Origin of the sequence: Escherichia sp. AM3, from assembly GCF_032029835.1 — a bacterium.
Classification (GTDB): domain Bacteria; phylum Pseudomonadota; class Gammaproteobacteria; order Enterobacterales; family Enterobacteriaceae; genus Escherichia; species Escherichia coli.
In genome coordinates this window covers 1-817 of the sequence record NZ_JAVUPQ010000430.1, presented here as the reverse complement: position 1 = coordinate 817, position 817 = coordinate 1, and the positions used below count along the sequence as shown (strand labels likewise).

General features: G+C 53.1%; 1 protein-coding gene. It reads right to left on the bottom strand.

The annotated features are described in order from the left end of the window. Window positions 1-817, bottom strand: an 817-nt coding sequence (locus RTW80_RS26385; RefSeq protein WP_312721035.1) for a TraC family protein, incomplete at both ends; no start/stop codon positions are given.

Below are 817 nucleotides of genomic sequence, written 5' to 3'. Positions count from 1 at the left end.
GAACCACTCCGGCCTCTTTCAACTGTTTAAACAGCCCTTTCCCGGCCATAAAGGGCAGGCAGGTCAGGAAATTGCGCATGTGGTTAAAGCGCGGTGAAATCAGCTCAAAACCGTTTTTACGAAAGCTGTTCAGGATGTCCTGCTCCACTTCCAGCGCCGTTTCATTATTGTCCTTGCAGAATGCTGTGATGTTGAGGAAGTAGGACACCACGGAGGACTGACCGGAGCCCAGCCGCTGACGCAGTTCCCCCCACTCCTTCGCCTCTTTCTCCACGGACGGAAACCATTTGGCATAGGAGGTCTTCGACTTTTTCTCCAGGTCCATGTACTTCAGGTTGGCTTCGCTGTGGGTTTTCACCTGGTCTTCCACCACCAGAGTCAGCGTCAGGATGAACGGACAGGAGATGGACAGTTCCGGGTTCAGCAGGTTGCTGTAGTTGTCGGCCACGTTCCACAGGAAGGCGATTTCCGGGTTACGGGCCAGATGGAAATTCAGGATGCGGGCCGTGCTGTTCCTGCCGTTCTCACGCAGGCCCAGCGTCAGGTAATCAGCCCGGACTTTCAGATCAAAACTGTCCTCCACACACTGATAATTCAGATCAGAATACGGGTCCAGCTGACGTCTTTTCGGGTACAGGGAGTCCGGGTTATGGTTAATCATCTCCCCGACAATATCGATAAAGGCCTGTGCATCCACCGTCTGTGTGGTGATACTGGCCCCCTGTAACGACGCCCGGATGATTTTCACCAGGTTTTCCATTTCCAGAATGTCGGCCCGGCTTTTTTTCTTCGAAGGAGAACAGTACGAGATAAACAC